The 16,448-nt window shown below is 59.7% G+C and carries 12 protein-coding genes; 1 reads left to right on the top strand and 11 read right to left on the bottom strand.

Annotated features, from left to right (window positions below):
• Positions 1-17: 17 nt before the first annotated feature.
• From CRO23_RS03260 to CRO23_RS03280, 5 genes are all read right to left on the bottom strand, one after another.
• A complete protein-coding gene (locus tag CRO23_RS03260) occupies positions 18-1,427 on the bottom strand; it encodes a carbohydrate porin (RefSeq protein ID WP_097103068.1) in 1,410 nt (469 codons plus the stop codon).
• 194 nt (positions 1,428-1,621) lie between these two features.
• A complete protein-coding gene (locus tag CRO23_RS03265) occupies positions 1,622-2,548 on the bottom strand; it encodes an aminoimidazole riboside kinase (protein WP_016930118.1) in 927 nt (308 codons plus the stop codon).
• Between the two features lie 178 nt (positions 2,549-2,726).
• Positions 2,727-4,253, bottom strand: coding sequence for a p-aminobenzoyl-glutamate transporter (abgT, locus tag CRO23_RS03270; RefSeq protein WP_097101381.1), 1,527 nt, complete (start codon positions 4,251-4,253; stop codon positions 2,727-2,729).
• Positions 4,254-4,353: 100 nt separating this feature from the next.
• Positions 4,354-5,805, bottom strand: a complete 1,452-nt coding sequence (locus tag CRO23_RS03275; protein ID WP_079450163.1) for a M20 family metallopeptidase — start codon at positions 5,803-5,805, stop codon at positions 4,354-4,356.
• Positions 5,802-7,118 carry a M20 family metallo-hydrolase gene (locus CRO23_RS03280; RefSeq protein ID WP_097101383.1) on the bottom strand — a complete coding sequence of 439 codons (1,317 nt, stop codon included), beginning with the start codon at positions 7,116-7,118 and terminating at the stop codon, positions 5,802-5,804. Before CRO23_RS03280 ends, CRO23_RS03275 begins: the two co-directional genes overlap by 4 nt.
• Positions 7,119-7,390: 272 nt before the next feature.
• Here CRO23_RS03280 and CRO23_RS03285 point away from each other — a divergent pair, with 272 nt between their 5' ends.
• The gene (locus CRO23_RS03285; protein WP_015379061.1) at positions 7,391-8,287 is read left to right on the top strand and encodes a LysR family transcriptional regulator; all 897 of its coding nucleotides are present in this window, start codon (positions 7,391-7,393) and stop codon (positions 8,285-8,287) included.
• A gap of 28 nt (positions 8,288-8,315) precedes the next feature.
• Here the strand turns inward: CRO23_RS03285 and CRO23_RS03290 are convergent, their stop codons facing one another.
• From CRO23_RS03290 to CRO23_RS03315, 6 genes are all read right to left on the bottom strand, one after another.
• Positions 8,316-10,439, bottom strand: coding sequence for a TonB-dependent receptor family protein (locus CRO23_RS03290; protein ID WP_049299863.1), 2,124 nt, complete (start codon positions 10,437-10,439; stop codon positions 8,316-8,318).
• A 160-nt stretch (positions 10,440-10,599) separates the two neighbouring features.
• Complete coding sequence (locus CRO23_RS03295) at positions 10,600-11,736, bottom strand: ABC transporter substrate-binding protein (RefSeq protein ID WP_049299862.1); 1,137 nt, start codon at positions 11,734-11,736, stop codon at positions 10,600-10,602.
• A gap of 85 nt (positions 11,737-11,821) precedes the next feature.
• Entirely contained in the window at positions 11,822-13,969 is a 2,148-nt protein-coding gene (locus CRO23_RS03300; RefSeq protein ID WP_097101385.1) for a phosphocholine-specific phospholipase C, read from the bottom strand.
• A 123-nt stretch (positions 13,970-14,092) separates the two neighbouring features.
• On the bottom strand, positions 14,093-14,932 hold the full coding sequence (gene queF, locus CRO23_RS03305) for an NADPH-dependent 7-cyano-7-deazaguanine reductase QueF (RefSeq protein WP_028127598.1): 840 nt from the start codon (positions 14,930-14,932) through the stop codon (positions 14,093-14,095).
• Positions 14,910-15,806 (bottom strand): queuosine precursor transporter, encoded by an 897-nt coding sequence (locus tag CRO23_RS03310; RefSeq protein WP_004937338.1) that lies wholly within the window; start codon positions 15,804-15,806, stop codon positions 14,910-14,912. The genes queF and CRO23_RS03310 overlap by 23 nt, the downstream gene beginning before the upstream one ends.
• On the bottom strand, positions 15,807-16,421 hold the full coding sequence (locus CRO23_RS03315; protein WP_016930109.1) for a helix-turn-helix domain-containing protein: 615 nt from the start codon (positions 16,419-16,421) through the stop codon (positions 15,807-15,809).
• Between the last annotated feature and the right edge of the window lie 27 nt (positions 16,422-16,448).

Here is a 16,448-nt window from a genome sequence, read left to right on the forward strand (position 1 = left end):
AGCGCCGTGAATCGATGTCAGAAGAAATACTTGAATCTGGCGCGCATGCCGTAACGCTGGTCGTTGTCGCCGTTGGCGATCTTGTTGTCGGCGTTGGCTTCCAGCAGCGACACATAGGCGCCTAAATACAGGTTGAAATTCTTCATATTCATAATGTTAGGTATCTGATACGACGCGTGAACGGTGTGGATGTCGTAGTTGCCCGGTTCGCTGAGCGGGTTGTGGATATCGGCGGCGATCCCGGCGGTATTGAACTCTTTGATATAGTTATGGGCATAGATATAACCCAGTTCGAAGCGCCGCCACAGCACGTTGACGCCGGCGGTGAAGTCTTGCTCGCCTGAGGCATCCAGATAGGCGGTGCTCAGGTTGGCCACCACGCCGTTATCCGGGTTGGCGGCGCTGTTGTTCCAACTCATCGTCATGCCGTAGCCGTTGCGCTTGGATTGGTCGACGAAGCGGCCCTGACTGTCCTGATAGCCGTAAGCGTTATTCACCACGTTGCTTTCCATCGCCGCCGCGATGCTGAAGGCGTCTTTCTTCCAGGCGATCACCGGGCGCAAATAGGCGACGTTTTTCTTATTTTCCAGCGCATTGCCGTGGTAGCTGTTGTCCTGGAACAGCGAGGTGCCGTCTTCCACCAGCGTGTTCAGTTCGAAATAGACATCCCCGGCGTATTTGCTCAGCATCAGGTTGCCGCCGCTGCTGCTGCGGCCGCGGCCTTCTTTCATCATGTAGATATAGCCGAAGCCGTCGGCGTACAGGTCGTTGGCGGTATTGCCGGAGTATTGAATGAAGGTGTCCTGATTCAGCGGGAACATGTCGTAGGCTTCGAAGCGGCCGATTTTGGTTTGCCAGTTCTTTTCATTGCCGAAGAAGAAAGCGGCGTCGTCCAGGTTCATTTTGCCGCTCATGTCCGCCAGCGGCTGGACGCTGAAGCCGGAGAAGTTGCCGTCCGGATTGCGGCGGTAGCCGTCCAGCCCGACCAGAATGCGGCCATTGATGTCCCAGCGCTCTTTGTTGCCGGGTTTCCAGTCCTTGTGGTCGCTGCCTTTCAGCGACGTCAGCTGGCCGCTGCGGCTGGCGCCGTCCAGATTGAACTCCACGTCGCCGTACAGTTTCAGATCGTTGAAACCGTTCAGTTTCAGCGCGCTGGTCGGAGAGGATTGCGTTTCAAGCGCGGCGGCGCGCTGCACGACCTGCGCGGTTTGCCTTTCGGTGCTGGCGGTGCGCAGTTCCAGCTGTTGCGCCCGGCGTTCCGCCGCGGTGGCGCGAGTTTCAGCCTGAGCGGCGCGCTGTTCCGCCTGCGCCAGGCGTTGTTCCAGCGCGTTGAGGCGCGCCTCGATGTCGCCGTCGCCGGAGGCTGCAGCGGCAGACGTGGAGAGGAAAAGCCCTGTTGTTATCGCCAAATAGCTGAGTTTTTTCATCATCGTCTATCATCCGGGAAGGGTTGTTATTATTTTTTGCTAAATTGCTAAACCGGTTTTTCATGGCGAAAGATAACGATCGAGGAGCGGACTGGCAATCAAGTTTGCTAACCCGATTCAGCTATTGTGATCGAGCGCGCAAATCGCGGGTTAAAAGACCACGGCGCCCAGGGGATCGCCGTGGATGCAGGGGATCAACGCAGAAAAGCGGCCAGCTCTTCGGCGTGAGGCAGGGCGGTCATGGCGCCCTTGGCGGTGGTGGCCAGCGCGCCGCAGGCCTGAGCCTGGGCGATAACCGCCGGCCATTGCGCGTCCTGCGGCAATGCGTGAAGGCGCGCCAGCGCCGCTAACAGCCCGGCGACAAACGCGTCGCCGGCGCCGGTGGTATCGACCGGCACGACCGACGGCGCGCGGAAATGGCGCAGGCGATGCCCATCGTGTACGCAGACGCCGTCGCCGCCCAGCGTCACCAGCAGCAGGCGCAGCGGATAGGTTTGCATCATCCAGCGGATGCCGTTCTCCACATCGTCAAGGTGGCTGATGAAAGCCAGCTCTTCGCGCGACAGTTTCACCACATCCGCCAGCAGCAGCGCCTTTTGCAGGCAGGGGCGCAGCGCTTCCGGCTGACGCCAGACTTCTTCGCGGATGTTGGGATCGAAACTGACCCGGCCGCCGACTGCCCGCATGCGTTCCATCGCCGTAAAGGCCGCGCTGCGGCTGGGCTCCTGCGACAGCGCGATGGAGCAGAGGTGCAGCCATTCGCCCCGTTGGAAAGCCGGCAGATCGTCGGGCTGCAAAAACAGATCGGCGCTGGGCTGCACCATAAACGTGAATGAGCGCTCACCGTGCTGATCGAGATCCACCACCACCGTGGAGGTGTGGTGTTCGGGATCCGGTCGCATATGACCGATATCCACCCCTTCATCGCTCAGCACCTGCTGCAGAAAGGCGCCGAAGCTGTCTTGCCCCACCCGGCCGATAAAGGCGCTGTCGCCGCCCAAACGGGCGATACCCACCGCCACGTTCGCCGGCGCGCCGCCGGGGCATTTGAGATAACCGTTGGCATTTTCCGGCACCAGGTCGATCACGGCGTCGCCCAGTACCCATACGCGATTCATCATGCTTAATCCCTGTTTTTGTCGTTGTCAGATGGTGAGCTAAAATAGAAGAACCGGTTTAGCAAGGCAATGAAATAATCCTCAGAGCCGCTTGGTCAGTGAGGAAGATCAATCTTTCTGCTGGGCTTGGGGAAGAGGGAATCTGCCCCGCGAACCAGCGCGGGGCGAGATAGCGGGGCGTTTAGCCCAGCTTCGGATAGACGCCGGGACCGATTGGCAAGCCTAGCGCATACCAGACCAGCAGCAGCAAAATCCACACGCTGAAGAACACCAAGGGATAGGGCAGGATCAACACGTAATAGGTGCCGAGCTGCGCGTCTTTGCGGTAGCGCTGCAGGAAGCCGAGGAACAGCGGCAGGAACGGCGACATCGGCGCCAGCGGCAGCACTGCAGAGTCGGCGATGCGAAAGATCATCTGGGCGAACGCCGGGTGGAAACCGAGCAGCATAAACATCGGCACGAAGATCGGCGCTAAAATTGACCAGATCGCCGAGCCGCTGGCGATGAACATGCACAGGAAGGCGGAGAGGAACATCAGGCCGAGAAATGCCGGTGCGCCGCTCATGCCGGCGGCTTCCAGCATATCGGTCAGACCGACGGCCATAAACTTGCCCATGTTGCTCCAGTTAAAGAACGCCACGAACTGCGACAGCGGAAACACCATCACGATGAAACCCGCCATGCTTTTCATCGGATCGAGCAAGTGGTGGGGAATATCGTCCGGCCGCCGGATCTGTTTGGTGACTACGCCATAGGTAATGGCGACGGTGAAGAAGAACAGGATGATGATCGGCACAATACCCTTGATGAACGGGGAAGGGATCACCGAACCGGTGTTCGGGTCACGCAGCGGCGCGGCCTCTGGCACCACCAGAGCGGCGATGATGGCGATAAACACCAGCGCGGCGATGCCGCTCATCATCAGCCCCCGGTTCTGCAGCGGGGTCAGCGCTGCGATTTTGTCTTCGGCGCCGCCTTGCCACTTCGGCAGGCGGGGCTCGATAAACTTGTCGGTGAGCAGCGCGCCGGCGATGGTCAGCACGATCACGGAGGTGGCCATAAAGTACCAGTTGTCTATCACGCTGACGTGAACCGCGCCATCCACCGCTTTGGTGGCTTCGGTGCTGATGCCGGAAAGCAATACGTCGGTGGTGACGATCAACAGATTGGCGGTAAAACCGGAGGCGACGCCGGCGATCGCCGCCAGCAGTCCGGCTATCGGGTGGCGACCCACCGCTACAAACATCAGCGCGCCGAGCGGCGGCATCACCACCAGCGCGGCGTCCGACGATATATGACTGAAGAAGGCGATAAACAGCACCATATAGCTGGCGTAGCGGGCGCTGACGCGCGAGGCCATTTTATACATCAGCGCCTGCAGCAGGCCGACCTTTTCCGCCAGGCCGGCGCCTATCACCAGCGCCAAAATAGCCCCCAGCGGCGCAAAGCTGCTGAAATTATGGATGATATTGGGAAATATCCACTGCATGCCCGCCACGCTCATCAGGTTATTCACCTTGATGAGCTCGCCGGTGGCCGGATTTTTCACCGCCACATCGAGCCAGGAAAACAGCGCGGTGGCCAGCATAAGCACCAGGATCAAATAGACGAACAATAAAAACGGATTGGGGATCTTATTGCCGATGCGTTCCACCCAGTAAAAAACGCGTCCGGGGCTTTTATTGATTGGCGTTGTGGCCTCACTCATGATTTTACCCTCTGTGTTTGCTCTGTTGTGTGATTGTTATTATTTGATTTATTTATAATTATTTTTAGTAGCCCGGTTGTCCGGGCCCTGTCTGTTCATGCTATTTCAATGGAGATGGCTTCACCCCCTGCGGGATGGGGCAGCGGTACGGCTGTTCGGCGCGCCGGCGCTCAAACTCGCTGCGGCAGCGCGCCAGCAGGGCGCTGTCGCTCAGCAGATCGACGGCGGTCGCCGCCATCACCTTGCCGGCCAGGCACATGCCCTTATGGGCGATAGCGGTGCGGCCCTGCGCCACCAGTTGCCAGGTGTGCAGCGGAGTGCCGAGTGCGAAACAGGGGCTAAAGCATTGGGCGGTCGGCGCCACCCAGCTCACGTCGCCAACGTCGGTAGAGCCGTACAGCAGATCGTCGGATTCCACATAAGGAGCGACCTCGTCCATCAGCACCTTATCTCCCAGCAGTTGCACCCACTCGCGCCCGGCTGCACCGCCGGTGCGGGCAATGTTGAGTTTGGCGTTGCGCAGATCGTCGCGGCTCAGCGTCTGGCGGATTTCCTCGGCGAAGCGGCGTTCGGCGTCGCTGTACTCGGGCAGACCGAAATCACACAGGTTTTGATACATCGCGCGTTCAAGACTGCGGTTTGGCACATAGTTGGAGCAGGCCTTGTCGAAGCGCACTTCCATCTGGGTGTCAGTCATCAGCGCTGCGCCCTTGGCGATGTTGATCACCCGTTGGTAAATGTCCTGCGCCTGGTCGAGCTGCGGTGCGCGGATCAGGTACAACACCTCGGCGTCGGCCTGCACCACGTTGGGGGAGCTGCCGCCGGTGTGGGTGACCGCATAGTGCAGCCGCGCTTCTTGCACAATATGTTCGCGCAGGAAGTTGGCGCCGGTATTCATCAGCGTCACCGCGTCCAGCGCGCTGCGCCCCAGGTGCGGCGAGTTGGCGGCATGGGCGGCGACGCCCTTGAAGTGAAACGCCGCCTGAATGTTGGCCAGCGTACTGGTGTTGAACATGCCGCTGAAGCCTTCCGGGTGCCAGGTGAGGGCGGCGTCGACGTCGTCGAACAGGCCTTCGCGCACCATAAAGGTTTTGCCGGAGCCCCCCTCTTCGCCCGGGCAGCCGTAGAAGCGCAGGGTGCCGGTCAGCCGGTTCTGCTGCATCCACGCCTTGGCGGCGAAGGCGCCCGCCAGCGCCGCGGTGCCCAGCAGATTGTGGCCGCAGCCATGGCCGTTGCCGTTTTCCACCAGCGGCTGCGGCGTGGCGCAACCGGACCGCTGGCTCAGCCCGGCCAGCGCGTCGTACTCGCCCAGCAGCGCGATAACCGGGTGACCGCTGCCGTAGCTGGCGATAAACGCCGTCTCGATGTCGCCCACGCCGCGCTCGACCGAGAAGCCTTCCTGTTCCAGCGCATCGGCCAGCAACGTGGCGGAATAGGTCTCGTTAAAGCGCGTTTCCGGATGGTCCCAAATCGCGTCGCTCAGCGCGCTGAAGCGGGACTGGCGTTGGTCAATGTAGTCGTCGATAAAAGCCTGCAGTTCTGAGTTGCTCATGCTCCGCTCCCGAATGTCGGCAGGTTCAGCGCCAGCGACGCCAGCGTTTTCACCGCCACCGCCATCACCTGTTCGTTGAAGTCGAATTTCTCGTTATGGTGTCCGGCGCTCAGCTCGGTGCCGAAAATGACATATGAGGCCTGGCCGCCGCGGGATTTCACCCGTTCCATCATGTAGGTGGCGTCTTCCGAACCCGCAGCCTGTTCGCGGCGATCGACCACCGAGGTCAGCTCGGTTATCTGCTGCGCCTGGCGACGGATGTAATCCACCCACGGTTGGGTCGGTTTGCTGCTCTGCGCCGCGCCCATCAGCGCGATGTCGCAGGCGACGCCGTGCATTTTGGCTGCGCCTTCGATGGCGTTCAGCGCCTGTTGATAGACGAACGCGTTGATCTCATTGGTGGCGCCGCGCGTCTCCACCTTCATAAACGCCCGATCGGCGATCACGTTACGGCCGGTGCCGGCCTGCAGCACGCCGACATTGATGCGCGAGCTGCCTTCGCTGTGGCGCGGGATGGCGTAAAGCCCCAGCGCAGCCTGCGCCGCTGCCAGCAGCGCGTTGCGACCGTCTTCCGGCTTGGCGCCGGCGTGGGAGGCGACGCCGCGAAAGGTAACGTCCAGCTTGCTGGTGGCCATAAAGCTGTCGCTGCCGCACACCAGCTCGCCGGCCGGCACGCCGGTGCCGATATGCACCGCGGTGAAGAAATCGACGTCGTCCACCACGCCGGCCTCCACCATCGATTTTGCGCCGCGCGTGCCTTCTTCCGCCGGCTGGAAGATCAGTTTGACGGTGCCGCTAAGCTGGGACGCCAGGCTTTTGAACACGTGCGCCAGCCCCAGGCCGATGGTGGTATGGCCGTCATGACCGCATGCATGCATCATGCCGCTGTTGCAAGAGGCGAACCCTTCACGGAACGGCAGGTGCTCGGGTTCCAGCAATTCGTTGAGATCGAGGGCGTCCATATCCACGCGGTAGGCGATAATCGGGCCGGGGCGGCCGGTATCGAGCGTTGCGACGATGCCGGCGAAGCCGCCGGAAAAGTGCGGCAACCATTTTTCCAACGCGCCCTGATTGCGGGCGCGCAGTTCCTGCGCCTCCAGCTCATCGGACGAGGGCAGTCCCATGCGCGCCTCTGCCTTGATGACCTCGCGGCCCAGCTGCAAACGATAACCCAGCCGATCGAGTTCTTCCGCCACCAGGGTGGCGGTGCGGAACTCAAACCAGCCGGATTCGGCATAGCGGTGGAAGTCGCGGCGCCAGGCCTGCAATTGCGGGTACAGATCGGCCACCAACATCGAAAGCGAATTAGTCATAGTGATATCTCATAAGTTATCGCGCGCTGGATCGCTCCAGGCAGCAGTTATGCTCTGAACTGAAATCAGACGGTGAAGCTATTGCAAAGAAAAAGGTGCGTTTGGTTACTAACTGCCGTGAATGGCGCTTATTGGCGCAGAAAATGCGCTTAATTAAGCGAAATAAGAATTTGGTTATTTATTATGTTTTTTCCGAATGTACACAATGGAATCTGGCTAAATAAGATGCCAATATCTTGCTATTGATAAATAACGGTTATCGCCTTTCGCCTATGCCAGCCTCGATAAAATTGCACCAATTGCGCGCATTTGTGGACGTTAGCCGCCAGGGCAGCATCCGCGCCGCCAGCCGCACCTCTCGCCTTTCCCAGCCTGCACTGACCAAAGCCATTCAGGAGCTGGAAGAGGTGCTGGGCGCCAAGCTGTTTATTCGCCGCAGTCAGGGGGTGGTATTGACCGACTGCGGCGATAACTTTTTCCAGCATGCCAGCCTGATTCTCGAAGAGCTGCGGGTGGCGCAGGAAGACATTCAGCAGCGGCTGGGGTTGGCGGGCGGTACGGTGAATATCGGCGTTGGCGGCAGCATTGCGCGCACCGTGATGCCGCAGGTGGTCACCCAGTTTCACCGTGAGTATCCGAATGTGAAGGTGCGCATCGTCGAGGGGCAACTGGTGTCGATGATCCCAGAACTGCGCCAGGGCGAGCTGGATTTTACCGTCAATACCTATTACCCCAGCAGCCTCGACAACGAGCTGCAGTATGAACGGCTGATGGAAAAAGAGTATCGGGTGGTGGTGCGCAAAGGGCATCCGATGGAGGGGGCGACCTCGCTGAAACAGCTGCAGCACTGCGACTGGACCATGCCGACGCCGAAAGGCAGTTATTACCGGCTATTGCACGATCTGTTCGGGGACTTGGGCATGGCGCCGTCGATCAGCGTGACCTGTGAGACCTTTATGGCCTGTACCAGCCTGGTGGCGCAGAGCGATTTTGTCAGCATTCTGTCGGTGGACGTGATTTCGGATCCGATTCTGGGCAAGCATTTGGTGCCGCTTGAGCTGGAAGAGCGTCTGCCGAAAGCGACGTTTTATCTTATCCAACGGAAGGACACCACCTTGACGCCGATGGGCGCGCACCTGGCGCGCCTGTTTCGTCTTTATTGTCGGTGATACCGAAGCCCCATCGGGGGCCTGGGTATCAGAAAGCGATCGACCCCTGCACGAAGAAGGTGCGCGGTTCGCCGACGTACTTGCCGAAGTTATTGTCGTTGGAGCGGGTGAAGTAGCGCTGATCGAACAGGTTTTTCACCCCGGCGCCCAGCGTCAGGTTCGACAGCTGCGGCCCGAAGTTATATTCCCCGCGCATATTCCACACCATGTAACCGGCGATGTTGCCGAACTGGCCATCGGCGCTTTCCTGCGTGATGTACTCCGGCCCGGTGCCCGGCGAATGCTGTTTCGACTGCGCATAACCGTCCAGATTCCATACCCAGTTGCCGGTGGCGTAACGCGTACCGACGGTATAGACCTGGCGCGAGTAGAACGGCAGATCTTTACCGGCGAAGTCGCCCTTGTCGGTGCTGGCCTTGGTGTAGGTATAGCTGGTGTAGACGCTGGCGCCGTCGAGCGCCCGATTCAGCTCGCTGAGATCGTAGCTGAGCGCCAGCTCGATGCCTTTGTGCTTGGTGGCGCCCATGTTGGTCCAGCCCACGTCGTTGCTGATGTACTGCAGCTGGTTATCGAAGTCGATGTAGAACAGCGTGGCCTCGGCCTTAACCACGGTGTCGTCGTAGCGGGTGCCGAACTCATAGGTGCGCGCTTTTTCCGCCGTCAGCCCCGGCGCCGGCTGGTTGCCGTTGCCGCCTTTGGTCAGTTGGAAATACTGCATGCTGCCGAACGAGGTGTTGGCGTTGGCGAACAGTTTCCAGGCGTCGGACAGGTGGTACATCACGTTCAATGACGGCAGCGGCTCGCTGTAGCTTTTCTCGCGGCTGATGTTGTTGAACGAATCGTCCACGTGGGTGCGAATGCTTTCATAACGCAGGCCCGGCGTGACCGTCCAGTTGCCGACGTTAATGGTGTCGTCGATATAGAACGCGTTGGCTGCGGTGCCGCCAGAGGTGTGCTGGTAATAGTCCGGGGTCTCCGGCGTCGAGCCGATATTCGCCGGGTTATACCAGGCCGAACGAGACGCCTTTTCATCCATGGTTTCATTCAGGTAGCGGTAACCGAGGGTGATCTCGTGCGCCATATCCCAGAAACGGAAGACCTGCGAGTAACTTGGTTCGATCGCCCAGGTTGAATAGTGGCGCGGATAGGAAACCATGCGCCGCTGGCCCGCGTTTTTGCCGGTGCCTTCCGATTCGATGTTGCTGCCGCGGTAGCTGTCGGTGAAGTAGGTCAACACTTCGAACTGTTTGTCGTCTTCCTGATGTTTGTACTTGAACGACATATCCTTGCGGCGGCCTTCGAACTGGTCCCACGGCCGCGTGGACTGGAACGGGTTCTGCGCGTATTGCGCGCTGCTCAGCCCGCCCGGCATGCCGGCTTTGGCGTCGTAGTAGTGGAAATTGGCCAACAGTTCGTCGCGATCGGTAAACGCATAACGCGTTTTCAGCATGAAATCGTCGATGTCGGTGTTGTCGTTGTTGTCGCGGTAGCCCTGGCCGTGCAGGCCGGAATAGAGCAGTTCGGCGCCGAGGCCGTTGTCTGCGGTGCCGCCCACGGAGGCGCTGGTCAGGGTCTTCAGGCCGCCGTGGCTGGCGCCCTGGGTTTGTACGCTGGCGGTGCCGCCAAACGTTTTGGGAATGTCTCGGGTAACGAAGTTGATCACGCCGCCGACGTTCTGCGGCCCGTAGCGCACCGCGCCGCCGCCGCGCACAACGTCCACTGATTGCAGATTACCGATAGACAGCGGAGCCATCGACAGCTGCGGTTGGCCGTAAGGCGCGACCGCCAGCGGGACGCCGTCCATCAGAATGGTGGAGCGTGGAGAAAGGCGCGAAGTCAGGCCGCGCACGCCGACGTTGAGCGAGATGTCGCTGCCGCCGGTGCCGTTGCTGTCGCGCACTTGCACGCCGGGTACGCCGCGCAGGCTATCGGCGATGGTTTGGTCGCCCTGTTCGTGCATTTGCTGCTGGGTGACGATGGAACGCGCGCCCGGATGGTTGAGCAGCACCGAACTGGTATCAGGGTTGTCCAGCCAGTTGCCGACGACGGTCACGGTGTCGGTATCGTTCTGAGATGAGTTATCAGTAGCAAGGACAGGGAATGCGATGGCGATGGAAGCCGTCAGCAGAGAAAGCCGAAAAAGAGGTGACATAATAATGCCTTAAGAGTTTCAGACCCGGATGTATTTTTTTAGAAAAGACAATCTTAATGATAATTATTGGCAAGTAAATAAAATTGTTACGGGATAGTTAAGTAGGCAACTAAATAATGACTGCGGGAAACAGGGCCCGGCTGGCGGGCCCTGGCGGGGGTTATTGTGGCGTAAGCCAGAAGACGCCGCTGTAATCCAGCGCGGTGAATTTCCGGTGCACCATTTCGATATCCGCTTGCGGATCAATATCTTTAAACAGCGCCGGGTGCAGGAATTTGGCGATCGCCTCAACCGCGATAAAGTTGAGCGGCGTGTCGTAAAATTGATGATAAATCGCCATCACGCGTTTTTCTTTCACCGCTTTCAGCACGTTAATGCCGGTGCGATCCAGCAGGTGCGCCAGTTTCTTTTGGCTGGTGGCCATATCGGTGGCGTAACCCAGCGGCACCGCCAGCGTGCCGCGATGGCCGCGGCTCCAGTCGGCGCCGGTCAGCAGATAGAAATCCGGGTTGCTGCTGATCACCTGTTCGACGTTTACTTCACCGCCCATGTCTGAAAACAGCGTGCTGCCGATATTGTTGCCGCCGGCGGTATCGATGAACTGCCCGAAACTGCCTTTGCCGAAGGTGTTGCAGCACTGTTCGCCTTTGATGCCGGCGCTGCGCTCGATGAAGACGCTGGGGCGCTGTTCCGGTTTCAGCGTGGCGACCCGCTGCCGCACCAGCTCGAGGCGCTGCTGATAGAGACGGATGAAGGCGTCGGCATTGGGCTGCTCGTCAAATACTTTACCCAACAGCGCCATGCTGGCGATGGTGTTGGTCAGCGGCTGTTGGCGAAAATCGATGATCAGCACCGGGATGCCGACTTTTTCCAGCTGGGTCAGCACGCCGCTGTCTTTCAATTTGCTCAGCAGGCCAATGTCGAAAATGATCAGATCCGGTTGACGCACCACCGCGCTTTCCACGCTGAAATCACTGGTGTAGGGGTTGTCGAAGGTGGGGATCTGCATGACCTGCGGGAATTTTTTCGCGTAGGCTTCAACCAGATCCGGCGCTTTGACCTTCAGCGAGTTGTCCCAGGCGATGATGTTTTTCAGCGGCTCCTGCGGATGCAGAATATTCAGCGCCAGCAACGCGCGGGCATCGGCCAGGATAACGCGTTTTGCCGGTTGCGGCAGGGTGACCTGGCGGCCGGCGACATCGGTGACGACGATCGGCGCGGCTTGAGCGGCGCCGGCCAACAGTAAAACGCAGGCGGCCAACCAGCGGCCGGCTTTGGCGATAAGAACAGCGGGCATGAAGATCCTTGGGTAATCGGCGAAGAACGAGAAGGCAATGATAAGCGATATCCTTTCGATTTTTGAACTCCCACAGTGCCGATAGTTACTCATGGCCCATCAGCGGGTCGCTGACGCTGTGTTCGCCATCTTCCAGCCGCCCCGCCAGACGACGCAGCCAGCCCCCGGCGCTGTGCAGCGTAATATCGTACCAACCGCCGCTGGCGCGGGCGTCAAATGCTTGCTGGTGGCTGCCGCCCGCAGGCAGCGTGACAGGCCACGGGCCTTGCTGCGTGTAAGGGCAGCGTTCGAGGGTGATCGCTATCGCTTCGGTGCCCGGGTTATTCAACTGCAGCAGCAGGTTGCGGCCCGTCGGGCGCAAACGCACCTCAGGCTGCGGCCGGCTCAGGGCACCGCGCAGTTCACGATGAAAGCCGTTGGGGCCGAGCAGCCACAGATGGTACTCATTTTCCGCCCGCCAGTCGTCGCTGACCGCCTTGCCGGCCTCGACGGTATAGCGGCGCGGGATTTGCGTCAGGTCTCGCCGATCGTAGACGTGAAACACCGCCCCTTGCTCGCCGGTATTGAACAGGTTCAGCGTCACGCGGTGCTGCTCGGTCGCGACGCTGGCCTCGACGTGCAACTGATAGGGCAGTGCGCGAGAAGGGCGCGCCAGGCGGCGTTGGTGTGGCAAACGCTGGCGGGCGGGCGGCGGCAGCGGCACCTGCGGCAGCTGTTCCTGACGCTGGCGCAGGCCGTCGGCGGCGTGGCGGCTGGTGGCGGGCAGGCTCGGCAATGCTTCGCCGTTAGGATCGACAAAGTTGAATGCCGAAGTGAGATCGCCGCACACCGCGCGGCGCCAGGCGCTGATGTTGGGTTCATGCACCTGAAAGCGCTTTTCCAAAAATTGCAGCACCGAGGTGTGATCGAAAACCTGCGAATTGACCCAGCCGCCGCGGCTCCAGGGCGACAGCACCAGCATCGGCACCCGCGGGCCGGGGCCGTAGATGCGGCCGTCCGGCGGCGGCTGGTCTTGCGAGCCGGGCGGCGCCACGTGCTGGAAGATCTCGGTATCGAACGGCACCGTCGATTTACCGGCGAAGCTGCCGTCTTCGCGCAGCGACGGCGCGGAAGGCGAAGGCATATGATCGAAAAAGCCGTCGTTTTCGTCGTAGTTGACCAGCAGCACGGTTTTACTCCACACCTCCGGGTTGTCGGTCAGCGCGTTGAGGATCTCTTGCGTGAACCAGCCGCCCTGCACCGGGCTGGAGGGATCGGGATGTTCCGAATAGGCCGCCGGCGCGATGATCCAACTGACCTGCGGCAGTTTGCCCTGCTGCACGTCGGTGCGGAATCCGGCCAGCATGGCGTCCAGGTCGTTGCCGTCGGCGGCCGGCAGGGTGTTGCCGTTGCCTTTGTACAGCGGCGCGGTCGCGTTGAGCTCGTCGCGATAAGGCACGAAGGCGTTGAAGTCTTTTGGCGGCCGAGCCGGGTTGCCCACTTGAATGCTGGCGGCGCGGTATTGGCGAAAGCCCGCCAGAGGGTTGTCGGTAAAGTTGTCCGGCAGGAATTGATACACCTTCCAACTGACGCCGCTCGCCTCCAGCCGTTCCGGATAGGTGGTCCACTGGTAGCCGATGTCCGCCGGGCCGGGGCTGTCCCATTCGTTGACCACTACCGCCACGTTGGCGGCGGACGGGCCGTTGGTGCCGGTCCAGTGGAACAGCCGGTTGGTGTTGGTGCCGGCGTGGATGGAACAGTGATAGGCATCGCACAGGGTGAAAGCGTTGGCCAGCGCGAACTGGAACGGCAGCTCTTGCTGACGGTAGTAGCCCATCGAGGCCGGCGTTTTGTAGGTGGGCCAGGCGCTCATGCGGCCGTGATCCCAGGCGGCTTGCTCATCCACCCACGAGTGTGGCGTGCCGGTGACGCGCTGGGCGTTGCCGCGTTTGCTGTCCAGATGGTAGGGCAGCACCAGCCGTTCGGCACCCTGTTGCTGCCAGACGAGGCGATCGCCGGGCAGTGGGATGGTAAAGCGATCGCTGAAGCCGCGCACGCCCGGCAGGGTGCCGAAGTAGTGATCGAAAGAGCGGTTTTCCTGCATCAGGATCACCACGTGTTCGACGTCGCGCAGGGTGCCGGTGCGGTTGTTGGCGGGAATGGCCAGCGCTTTGCGAATCGAGGCGGGCAACAGCGATAATGCCGATCCGATGGCGGCAGCCCGCAGGATATCTCTGCGTGAAAGGTCAGGCATGCGTCGTTAATCTCCGTCAGTGTGCTTTGAAGATAGCCGCTGACGACGATAATGGCGAAAAATAACAGGGAGATGAAAGCGAGGGAAACAATGCTCCCTAGCGGGAGCATTGGGGGGTAACGCTTACTGCCTGATCAGGCGGCCGAGCGCCGGCGCCGTCTCGAAATCGCTGCGGAAGGGGTTGATGTCCAGGCCGCCGCGGCGGGTGTAACGCGCGAACACGCTGAGTTTTTCCGGGCGGCAGCTCTGCTTGATGTCGTTGAAAATGCGCTCGACGCACTGCTCGTGGAATTCGTTGTGCTGGCGGAAGGAGATCAGGTAGCGCAGCAGGCTTTCGCGATCGATTTGGCGGCCTTCATAGCGGATAACCACGCTGCCCCAGTCCGGCTGGTTAGTGACCAGGCAGTTGGATTTCAGCAGATTGGAAGACAGCGTCTCCGCCACGCGTTCCCCTTGATCGGCCGCGCCGCTCAGGTATTCCGGCTTGAAGGCGAAGTCGTCGATCGCGATATCCAGATCGTCGATGTTGATGCCCGGCAGGCGATCGATTTGCGCCGGGTAACCTTCCAGCCCCGGATAGAGTTTGACGGTGACCTGGCCGTTGGCCGCCTGCGACAGATCTTTTTGCATGGCGGCGCTCACCTGTTCCACGCTGTCGAAGCGCGTTTGGTTGAAACTGTTGAGATACAGCTTGAACGACTTGGATTCGATCAGGTTCGACGAGGAATGCGGGAAGGTAAATTCGCCGATGCCCACCACCGGCTTGCCCTTGGCGTTGAGCCAGGACAGCTCGAAGGCGGTCCAGAGATCAAAGCCGCTGAACGGCAGTTGCCGCTCGTCCACGCCGATCAAATCGCGGCCGCGCGCGCGCGGCAAGGCTTCGAGCAATGCGGGAGCATATTGATCCGGATAATCGGAGTTCGCGCCAAGATGGGTGATCTTATCTTGCTTTTGGATATGCATATTCATTGCCCTTTGCTTGTTCGGTATTGATGTAGCGGTTAAACAGACTGCGGGTGGCGTAGATCGGCCCGACGCCCAGCAGGGCGTAAACCACCTTGATCAGGAACTGCGACAGGATCATGGTCTTGATGATGTCCCAGCTCAGCACGTTGTAAAACGCCAGCGTACAGAACACCACGCTGTCGATGGCCGACGCCACTACGGTACTGGTGATCACGCGCACAAACAGGTAACGGGAGTTGGTCAACTCTTTGATTTTGCAAAGCAGATAGGAATTGACGTTCTCGGAAATCAGATAGGCCGCCGACGAGGCCACCAGCACCGCCATGATGCTGTGCACGATGCCGTTGTAGGTCTCGCTGTACTCCCACTGCGGAATGCTCGGCACCAGCGTTGTCACCCAGACTCCCAGAACGAAGGTCAGGTTGGCGATAAACGAGATGATGATGGTGCGCCGAGCCAACCGCAACCCATAGAATTCGTTAAGGATGTCCACCAGAATGAACGTGAGCGGGTAAATGAAGATCGCCGGCGGCGTGATGAGATTCAGTACCGGGATTTGGATCGGCTTGACGCCGCACAGCGTTGAGAAAATATAAATCACGCTGAGCGCCACGGTAATAATCAGATAGGCGTACCAGGAGCGTTCGTGGCGATCGCTGAGCTCGTAGGCGGTTTTTTGTTGGTTATCGCCATAGAGTTTGCGGTACAGCGCCTGCAGCTCGTGCCGGCTCAGATCTTCTGATATTTCGCTGTCGGCCAGCTCATTCAGCCCCATGGTAATGGTTTTGCCGGTGGCCAATACCATGACATTGGCCGCGATGGTGCCATGCCGGGTGAAGCCCAACAGCTTGAACTTCTGATTCGGTTCCATTTATAACCTTTCTCCAACGATGTAACCCAGGAATTGCACGGTGTCCTGAGGGCGTTTGTCCATGCTTTCGCTGTCTTTGTCTTCAACCACAAAGAAGCCGCTTTTTCCCGAGTGATACAGCAAAGGCGAATCGCAAATCAGTACCGGCGGGCGTTTGATGATGATGACCTCGCCGGGAATAAATGACCCTTTAATTTCGGTCTCTATTTTCATTGCCAACATGTTCGACTCATCGCCGAAGAAATAAGTCAAAGGGAACTCAGTGACCAGCTGCCCGATCTTGCGCTGCGAGACGGCCAGATAGCGCGACTGCGGGATCACCGGAATGGCGGAAGGGTTCTTGTTGCCTTCGGTGGACAGCGTTTCGTTAAGCAGCTCCAGCTTTTCCAGATCGTAATCTTCGATCTCTTCACAGGAGACACCGAAGAAATCGGAGATCCGATTCACGGTGGATTGCTGAACGTTGTTCACTCTTCCGTCAAGAATTTTGTAGAGGGTAGTGCGCGTCAGGCCGCTGCGATTGGAAAAGGAAGCCTTGGTTTCACCGCGGGTACGCATCAGATATTCAATATTTTTAATGATGTTGATTTTGCGCTGTGCGTTGGTGGTTTTCATTGGCTGTCCTTACAAACATTACGCAGG

The organism is Serratia sp. JKS296 (genome assembly GCF_900215445.1).
Classification (GTDB): Bacteria; Pseudomonadota; Gammaproteobacteria; order Enterobacterales; family Enterobacteriaceae; genus Serratia; species Serratia marcescens.

Bases quoted from the DNA above. Each gene is read 5' to 3' on its own strand.
- CRO23_RS03260 (WP_097103068.1), bottom strand. From the start codon at position 1,427: ATGAAAAAACTCAGCTATTTGGCGATAACAACAGGGCTTTTCCTCTCC.
- CRO23_RS03265 (WP_016930118.1), bottom strand. From the start codon at position 2,548: ATGATGAATCGCGTATGGGTACTGGGCGACGCCGTGATCGACCTGGTG.
- abgT (WP_097101381.1), bottom strand. From the start codon at position 4,253: ATGAGTGAGGCCACAACGCCAATCAATAAAAGCCCCGGACGCGTTTTT.
- CRO23_RS03275 (WP_079450163.1), bottom strand. From the start codon at position 5,805: ATGAGCAACTCAGAACTGCAGGCTTTTATCGACGACTACATTGACCAA.
- CRO23_RS03280 (WP_097101383.1), bottom strand. From the start codon at position 7,118: ATGACTAATTCGCTTTCGATGTTGGTGGCCGATCTGTACCCGCAATTG.
- CRO23_RS03285 (WP_015379061.1), top strand. From the start codon at position 7,391: ATGCCAGCCTCGATAAAATTGCACCAATTGCGCGCATTTGTGGACGTT.
- CRO23_RS03290 (WP_049299863.1), bottom strand. From the start codon at position 10,439: ATGTCACCTCTTTTTCGGCTTTCTCTGCTGACGGCTTCCATCGCCATC.
- CRO23_RS03295 (WP_049299862.1), bottom strand. From the start codon at position 11,736: ATGCCCGCTGTTCTTATCGCCAAAGCCGGCCGCTGGTTGGCCGCCTGC.
- CRO23_RS03300 (WP_097101385.1), bottom strand. From the start codon at position 13,969: ATGCCTGACCTTTCACGCAGAGATATCCTGCGGGCTGCCGCCATCGGA.
- queF (WP_028127598.1), bottom strand. From the start codon at position 14,932: ATGCATATCCAAAAGCAAGATAAGATCACCCATCTTGGCGCGAACTCC.
- CRO23_RS03310 (WP_004937338.1), bottom strand. From the start codon at position 15,806: ATGGAACCGAATCAGAAGTTCAAGCTGTTGGGCTTCACCCGGCATGGC.
- CRO23_RS03315 (WP_016930109.1), bottom strand. From the start codon at position 16,421: ATGAAAACCACCAACGCACAGCGCAAAATCAACATCATTAAAAATATT.